The 7,745-nt window shown below is 68.6% G+C and carries 6 protein-coding genes and 1 pseudogene; 2 read left to right on the top strand and 5 right to left on the bottom strand.

Annotated features, from left to right (window positions below; translation table 11 throughout):
* Nucleotides 1-139 precede the first annotated feature (139 nt).
* The gene (locus tag ABZY11_RS41200; RefSeq protein WP_356484077.1) at nt 140-1,528 is read right to left on the bottom strand and encodes a DJ-1/PfpI family protein; all 1,389 of its coding nucleotides are present in this window, start codon (nt 1,526-1,528) and stop codon (nt 140-142) included.
* Between the two features lie 119 nt (nt 1,529-1,647).
* The gene (locus ABZY11_RS41195; RefSeq protein WP_356484076.1) at nt 1,648-2,628 is read right to left on the bottom strand and encodes a helix-turn-helix domain-containing protein; all 981 of its coding nucleotides are present in this window, start codon (nt 2,626-2,628) and stop codon (nt 1,648-1,650) included.
* A gap of 325 nt (nt 2,629-2,953) precedes the next feature.
* On the opposite strand from ABZY11_RS41195, the gene ABZY11_RS41190 reads away from it, so the two are divergent.
* A complete protein-coding gene (locus tag ABZY11_RS41190) occupies nt 2,954-3,700 on the top strand; it encodes a GNAT family N-acetyltransferase (RefSeq protein ID WP_356484075.1) in 747 nt (248 codons plus the stop codon).
* 570 nt (nt 3,701-4,270) lie between these two features.
* Nucleotides 4,271-5,572, top strand: a complete 1,302-nt coding sequence (locus ABZY11_RS41185) for an MFS transporter (protein ID WP_356484074.1) — start codon at nt 4,271-4,273, stop codon at nt 5,570-5,572.
* A gap of 62 nt (nt 5,573-5,634) precedes the next feature.
* Here the strand turns inward: ABZY11_RS41185 and ABZY11_RS41180 are convergent, their stop codons facing one another.
* From ABZY11_RS41180 to ABZY11_RS41170, 3 genes and pseudogenes are all read right to left on the bottom strand, one after another.
* Nucleotides 5,635-6,393 carry an IS3 family transposase gene (locus ABZY11_RS41180; protein ID WP_356484073.1) on the bottom strand — a complete coding sequence of 253 codons (759 nt, stop codon included), beginning with the start codon at nt 6,391-6,393 and terminating at the stop codon, nt 5,635-5,637.
* The gene (locus ABZY11_RS41175) at nt 6,390-6,698 is read right to left on the bottom strand and encodes a transposase (protein ID WP_176740405.1); all 309 of its coding nucleotides are present in this window, start codon (nt 6,696-6,698) and stop codon (nt 6,390-6,392) included. Before ABZY11_RS41175 ends, ABZY11_RS41180 begins: the two co-directional genes overlap by 4 nt.
* 147 nt (nt 6,699-6,845) lie before the next feature.
* Nucleotides 6,846-7,451, bottom strand: a pseudogene (locus tag ABZY11_RS41170) (ATP-dependent DNA ligase); the annotation flags it as partial.
* Nucleotides 7,452-7,745: the final 294 nt, after the last annotated feature.

The raw sequence follows: 7,745 nt of genomic DNA, 5'->3' as shown, positions 1-7,745 counted from the left end.
CGTTTGTCCACACACCAACCGATGATCACGCGGTGGCCGTACCCGTTCTCGGCCGGGTACGGCCACAAGATCGCGAAGTCAGACTGGAGTACTAAGGGGCTGTGGGCTGGGAGAGCACCCCGTGGGGTGCAACGCGCTGTCATGCCGCCCGCAGGTGCCGCGCAGCCCGCCGGATCGCCGTCGGAAGGAACCCCGCACCGACACTGACCGCGGCCGCCGCGACGGCCAGCAGGGTCGACCGCCAGGGCCAGGCCGCCCCGGTGAGCGTCAGGTGGGAGGAGGGGTACTCCGAGAACTTCGCCGTGACCCGGGCCGTGGAGCGGTCGCTGTGGCGGGCGAGGTCACGCAGGACCGGATCGAAGCCGAACTCACGGTCATGCCGTCCCCCGCCGGGCAGTTCGACAGCCAGCTTGTTGCGGTGCGCCCAAGTGCGCAGCGATGTGTCGACGGCCGACACGTCCGCGACGCCCGGCACCACGAAGCGGTCCACTCCGTGGGAGCTGGAACCTGTCGGCTGGGCGACCAGGACGAGGCCGTGACGAGTGGTGACTGTGCCACGGCTGCCGAGGACCACCGTACGTGCGCTGAAGGACACCCCGCCGTACGCTTCGAAGGCGGCTGCGGCGTCGATCTCATCGACGCCGTCGACCAGGCCGATCCCCACCGTGGAGCGCAGCCAGGGGAACGCGGCGTTCAGCGCGTACGGCAGGTCGCCGGGGGTGAGGTGGTTGGCCGGGATCGTGGTTGGCCCGTCCAGAGTCCAGCCCGGATACGACAGGCCCTTCCCGATTCGGGCGGCTTCTTCCTTGCCTGCAAGTTCCTCCACGACCCGCAGGGCTCCGACCGTGCCGGAGGTGACGCCGGCGGTGGTGGTGACCCGGTCGTCCTCCACATACCGCTGGCCGCGCTTCCAGTGCACCTGGGGGTAATGGCGCTTCAGGGAGCTGATGTTGGACCAGAAGGAGGTCGCGTTCCGGCCGTCCAGCAGGCCGGAGGCTGCCAGCAGCTCCGAGCCCGCGCATACTCCCAGAACATGCGCGCCCTTGCGGTGCCGCTCCACGATCCAGTCCCGCAGCGGCGTCTCCTTGGCGTCGGCCGGGTCGGTCACCGCGGGCACGACCACCACATCGGGCTCGGGGACCGCTCCCGTGTCCACCTCGGCCAACGTATGGTCGGGCAGGAGATGGGCCCCGCCGGACAGCTGGGAGACGCGGCGCTCGGCTGCCACGGTGTAGACGAAGAACTTCTCCGACTCGGCGAACACCCGATACGGCGCCATCACGTCGGTGGCCACGGACCCCTGGTTGCTGACCACCACGGCCACTGTGATCCGGCCGGTCGGCACGGCCCGCGCGGTCGGCCACGCACGCGCGTCCGACGCGGCAGGTGCGGGGGCGAAACTGTCCGCCATCGACGTGCTCACCCCCGCGAAGGCGATCGCGGCGAACGACGCCACCGACAGCACCATGCCCATGAGCACCCAGCCCGCCCGGCGGACCGCCCGGCGCCCCCTATTCAATCCAGACACGACATACCTCCATAAAACGGTCGATCAATGGCGGTGCGGCACACGCAACCGCCTCCATGGGGAAAACAAGAAAGGAAGTGGCCGAGGGAAGGTGTCAGGAGCCGTTCCCAGCGGGCGTTTCAGCTGGCAGGGCGCAACTGCGTGCGGAGCCGGGACGGCGGAATACCGAAGCTCTCGGTGACCAGGCGGCGCAACTGCCGTGCGTCACGGAAGCCGCAACGGGCAGCGACCGTCTCCACCGTCAGGTCGGTGTCCGTCAGCAGGGCACGGGCCCGTTCCAGGCGCAGTCGGCGCTGGTAGGCCAGCGGAGTGATCCCCGTGGCCGTGGTGAAGGCCCGCGTCAGACCACGCGGCGACAGATGGGCAACGGCGGCGAGCTCGTCGAGGGAGTGCGGGGCATCCAGGTTCTGAGCCAGGTGGTCCTGCACCCGGTGCACGGCGGGCTGCACATGATCGCGGTAGCGCAGGAATGGACTGATCTGGGCAGCATCGCCGTCCCGCCGTAGATAGAGCACCAGCTCACGGGCGACGGCGGCGGCCAGTTCCGGGCCGTGGTCGCGTTCGACGAGGGACAGAGCAAGGTCGATCCCGGAGGAGATGCCCGCGCTGGTACTGATGCGCCCGTCGTGGACGTACAGGGCCGCCTCGCGGACCCGGGCTGCCGGATACCGCTCGCGCATCGCTCCGGTCAGCGACCAGTGCGTCGTGCACGCCCGACCATCCAGCAGCCCTGCCTCTCCCAGGGCCGCGGCACCGCTGCACACCGACGCCACCCGCGCCCCCGAGTCATAGGCGTCCCGCAGCCATCGCACTGCGGCGCTCGACACCAGTTGGTCGGATCCAGTCAGCCGTGGCCCCGGGACCAGCACCAGATCACCCGGTCCCGCCTGCGTCGCCGCAAGCGCCTGGAGCCCGGCGAGCTCCAGCCCCTGCGCCGAGCGCACCCCACCAGTCTCGGCGACGTACTCCAGCCGATAGCAGCCTCCCAAGTGGGCTGCCGCATAGAAGACCTGGACCGGGCCACCGAGATCCAACAGGTTCACCTCGGGCAGCACCAGCACGACCACCCGTCCCGTACGCCCGCTCGTCACGTCACTCACACGGACACTGTAGGCAAGCTCCACCGGCACCCACGAGGGCCACCAGCGCCCGAGACCGGACGGATCAGGCACTGAGAGGTCCGGATCTTTGATGCATCGGTTCGTGCCGAGGTAGACCTGGCTTTTCACGGCAACCAGCAGGGCACGGTGCATGGCGGATTCCTGGTCGAGCTCGCCAACGCGGCGATCAGGAGGGCCCACTCGACCCTCATCGGGAGCGGTGAATCGTTCAAATTGCGGAATTTATGTTGTGACACCGGATGCGGAAATGCAGAATGCCCTCGCTGAGGCACAAGTGATCTATCAAGGATGAAAGTGACTGAGAGTGACTGAGAACGACGAGCAGCGCCAGACCCTGACCAACGGGCAGGGGGTGCCGGTCCTGACTTATCTGGAGGGTGTTCGGGAGGGGCACCCATGGGCGGACCTGGCCGAAGTTGTCGGCCCCGACCCCGTGGACACCATCATCGCCGGCATGTCCGGGTGGGCGGTCTCGGGTTCCGTGGAGCTCGGTGAGCAACTGCTGGGCCGTGGTGCCCGGGTGATGCGGCATGCCCATGAAATGCGGAGAGATCTGGTCGCGTGTCCGCCACCGGTCGACTGGTCATCACGAGGCCTGGGCAATGGACTTCGGGCAGTTCCTTGTGACCTCGATGCTGCTGCGGTGTTCCCGGCATGGCGAGCCGCCTTTCATGCCAACCATCCCGACCATCACTCCGGCAGCGACGAAGAAGCGCTCAACGAGCTCCTGGCGCCGATGCTGGCGGGCTCCGTTCTCGGGCCGGTGCTTCCGTGCAGCGCCTTGGTGGTGGACGAGACGAACCGCGTGGTCGCTGGGGCGATCCTCACCGATCGTGACGGCCTGCCGTGGATCGCGGACGTGTTCCGCCGGCCCGAAGCGCTCTACGCGGGCCTTGGCGCCAATCTGCTGCGTCGAGTGCTGAGCGATGCTGCGGCCGACGGACTGGCCGACGTCTCGCTCGTCGTGAGCGATGCGAATCCGGCCCGCCGCGTTTACGAGAAGCTCGGTTTCCAACTGACCGGCACCTCACTGACTGTCGTAGTGCCATAGGTCAAGGAACGCTTCCCTGCCCCGCGGCCGATGCACTTGGACCGTTCGCGGGGCGGTCCTCCGGACCGCGCACCAACATCCGGAGGACACCGACACCGTCGAGTTCTGCGACGCGGCGGATCGAACCGCAGGGCGATCCAGCGGTCCCGGTTCACGCTGCTCCCCTACGACCCCGCGTGCACGCTCGCCTGGATGCAGGCCGCTTTCCGGCCGCTCCTGGCCGCCGGAAAAACAGCGTCAGCAGGTCCCTCAGTACTTCGAGGAACTGCTGACGCGGCCGCAAGGCCCAGCCGCAAGTCCATCAGCCAGGCCGCGGGACGGGCTGCATAGATCGTCTCCACGGCTCGAGGAGATGACAACCGGCAACAACCGGTACCCGCCCCACTTGCTGACAACCCACACCATGGCAGCCCTACGACACCACCCTGCAAAGCCCTGCCAGTCGCCGTCACCGTGATCACGCTCGGCACCACGTTCCTGGTCCGATCCCGAGACAACCGGTTCGAAGAGTCATAGAAGCTGCTGAGAAAGTGCGGCTCCAATCGAAAGATGTAGCGACCATTGGATCTCGTGAACACGAACGAGAGCAGCAGTGCCTCGTCCGTCACCGACCCCCAGGCCGACGGCCGGCCGCCCAGGCGCGGCTGGCGGCGCTGGGCGATGGACACCCGCCCCCTGCGCCATCCCGCCTACCGGCGGCTTTGGTCGTCGACCATCGTCACCACCGTCGGTAGTCAACTCACCGCCGTGGCCGTGCCCAAGCAGATTTACGACATCACGCACTCCTCGGCCTGGGTCGGCTACGCCAGCCTCGCCGGCCTGCTGCCATTGGTCGTGTTCGCGCTGTGGGGCGGGGCAGTCGCGGACACGGTGGACCGCCGCAAGCTGCTGTTGGTCACCAACATCGGCATCGCCGTGACCTCACTGCTGTTCTGGGCTCAGGCAGTCACCGGACTTCACTCCGTCGTCGTCCTGATGGTGCTGCTCGGCGTACAGCAGGCGCTCTTCGGCCTCAACTCACCGGCCCGCAGCGCCTCCATCGCCCGGCTGGTGCCGGCCGAGGAACTGCCCGCCGCCAACGCCCTCGGCGCAACGGTCAACCAGGCCTGTCTGGTTGCGGGCCCGCTGCTGGCCGGCGTGCTGATCCCCGTCATCGGCCTGCCCGAGCTGTATCTGATCGACGCAGTAGCCCTGTGCGCCACCGTGTGGGCCGTCTTCCAGCTTCCCGCGCTGCCGCCACTGGGCATGCATTCCACCCGCCGGGCCGGAATACGGGAGATCGCAGCCGGATTCCGCTACGTCGCCGGGCACAAGGTGCTGCTGCTGTCCTTCCTCGTCGACATCATCGCGATGGTCGCCGGTATGCCCCGCGCCCTGTTCCCACAGCTGGCCAACCAGACCTACGCCACCTACGGCGTGGGGCTGGCGCTCGGCGTGCTGTTCGCAGCCATCCCACTCGGCACGGTGATCGGCGGTCTGTTCTCCGGCACGTTCTCGCGGGTGCGCCGGCACGGCTGGATGGTGATCGGAGCCGTGGTCGGCTGGGGCGTGGCCATCACCGGGGCCGGCCTGAGCCGCAACCTGTGGGTAACCGTGGCCTTCCTCGTCGGCGCCGGGGTCGCCGACATGGTCTCCATAGTGTTCCGCGAGGCGATCCTGCTCTCTGCCGCAACCGACGAGATGCGCGGCCGTATGCAGGGCGTGTTCACGGTAGTGGTCGCGGGCGGTCCGCGCCTCGCCGACGTGCTGCACGGCACCACAGGCTCCGCACTCGGCCCCCAGGCCGCCGTCGCGGGCGGCGGAGCCCTGGTCGTAGTGATGACGCTGGCTCTTGCTGTGGCAGCCCCGACCCTGCGCCGCTACCGCATTTGAACCCTTACGGCGGAGACTCCGGCAGAGCGCGTACTGATCCATCAGCTTCCCCCGTGTCGTCTCTATGCAGGGGGCGCTAAGGAGTTGCTTCCATCCTCCCTCTGAGAGCGGGGTTTTCGTCTGAACCTGTGCTCCGTCACAGATACAGGGGTGAAGCTTCCCCGTGATGGTGGACACGCTTCGTTGCTCACGCGGCGAGCATGAGCGCGGTGATTTCGAAGCGTGTATTGACAGCCGTGGTCGGCGTGGTGAATGAGCTCACCGGGGGCGACTTCGCGGCTGGCCAGGGCATACTCCAGCGAGGTGAGGACCAGGTCGGCGTCCGCGCGGGCGGAGGTCTCCCAGGCGACCACCCGGCGGGAGAACGCGTCGCGGATCGCGGACAGCCACAACGGCCCCTCCCCAGTGGAGATCATGGTCAAGTCGGTAACCCACAGCCGGTTCGGCCCATTCGCGGTGAAGTCGCGTTGCACCAGGTCAGGGGCCAGATCGGCGTCCGGGTCACGGCGAGTGAAACCCGTGCCCCGGCGGGGGCTGATCCCGGCCAGGCCGGCCTCCCGCATGAGCCGCTCGACGCGCTTCCTGCCGACGTGGACGCCCTCACGCTTGAGGACGGCGTGCACGCGAGGTGAGCCGTAGATCCCGCCGGACTCGTCGTGGACCTGCCGGATCCTGCCCGTCAGCTCGGCGTCCCGGCGGCGCCGTTCGCACGGTTCCTTCTCGGCCTGGCGCCACCGGTAGTAGGTGGAGGAGGGGATGTTCAGTTCCCGGAGTACGGGCTCGACCCCCAGATGCGGGTGCTCGTCAACGAGCGCCGTCACCTGGGCCGGGTCGGGTCGAGCTGGGCCGCGAAAAAAGCCGAGGCCGTCCGCAGGACCTCATTCGCACGCTTGAGCTGGGCATTCTCCTTGCGCAGGGCGGCAAGCTCCTCACGCTCGGCGGTGGTGAGCAGGTCGTCGCGTTCGCCGGCGTCAGCCTCGGCCTGGCGGATCCAGTTGCGCAGGGCCTCGTGGTGCACGCCGAGTTCCTCGGCCATGCGGCGGATCACGGGCTTCGGCTCGGCGGTCCGGTACATCCGTACCGCACGCTCACGCAACTCCAGCGGGTACTTCCTCGGCGCAGGCACCGTCTGGGCTCCTCTCATGAGACCCATCTGACCTTCTGTCACCCATCCCCGCATCTCGGGGGAACCTCAGACTTTCCGAGCCGCCCGATCTCGCGAAGCCGAGGCCGACGACAGATGCCACGCCCAAGTGACAGCTATCGCGCTCGGTCACATGAGGTCGTCCGGGGCGAGGTCGGGGCGCAGCCGGTGCCAGGAGGGCTGCCGCAGCAGCCCCGCGCGGGTCCGGTTTGTGCAGCAGACCTCGTCGACCATGCGGGGCAGGACCCACCGTGCGCCGGCCACGTGGGGCGCCTTGTCGAAGGGGCACTCGTCGATCGCGGCGACCTGGAGCAGGCCGGCGAGCGCGGTGCGTTCGGTGTCGCTCCATCCGGTGCCGACGCTGCCCATATACCGCAGCCCGCCTTCGTGCGCCTCGCCCACCAGCAATGCTCCGGGCAGGCCGGTGAGCCGGCCGCGGCCGCGTACCCACCCACCCACGATCACATCGACGGTCCGCACGTGCCGGATCTTGATCCACGAGCGGGACCGGACCCCGGGTTCGTACACCGACGCAAGTTGCTTCGCGACCACACCCTCCAGCCCCGCGGCCCGGGTCATCTCCAGGGCCTGCGCCCCGTGCCCGACGACCGCTGCGGGCGTCGACCAGTGCTCCCCGTCGAGCTCCAGGCCTTCCAGGAGGGCGCGGCGCTCGGTGTACGGCAGCCCGGTCAGGCCGCGCCCGTCCAGATGCACCGCATCGAACAGGACCAGATGCGGCTCTGGCAAGATTTTCGTAGCCGGAGATCATCTTGGTGTGAGGGTCGGCCGGTCCTCGTAGCGGCGGCGGAGGTGGGCGATCAGGACGACGCGGTGGCGGAGTAGTGGGACGCTGGCGCGGCCGGCCATCAGGCGTTTTTTGCAGCTTGACGTCGGTGATGCGGCCTTCGTTGACCCCGGAGTTGTAAGGGGTGGTGATGCCCTGGGCGACGGCATGGCGGTCTTCGCGCAGGGCTCCGGCGAGGCCGGCGAGAGGGGCCAGTGCGCTGTTCGCGAGGTCGTCCAGCCAGC

The sequence above is a fragment of the Streptomyces sp. NPDC006510 genome (genome assembly GCF_040611955.1).
Taxonomy (GTDB): Bacteria; Actinomycetota; Actinomycetes; order Streptomycetales; family Streptomycetaceae; genus Streptomyces.
The sequence above is the reverse complement of the archived record's forward strand: the minus strand, read 5'-3'. Positions and strand labels throughout refer to the sequence as shown.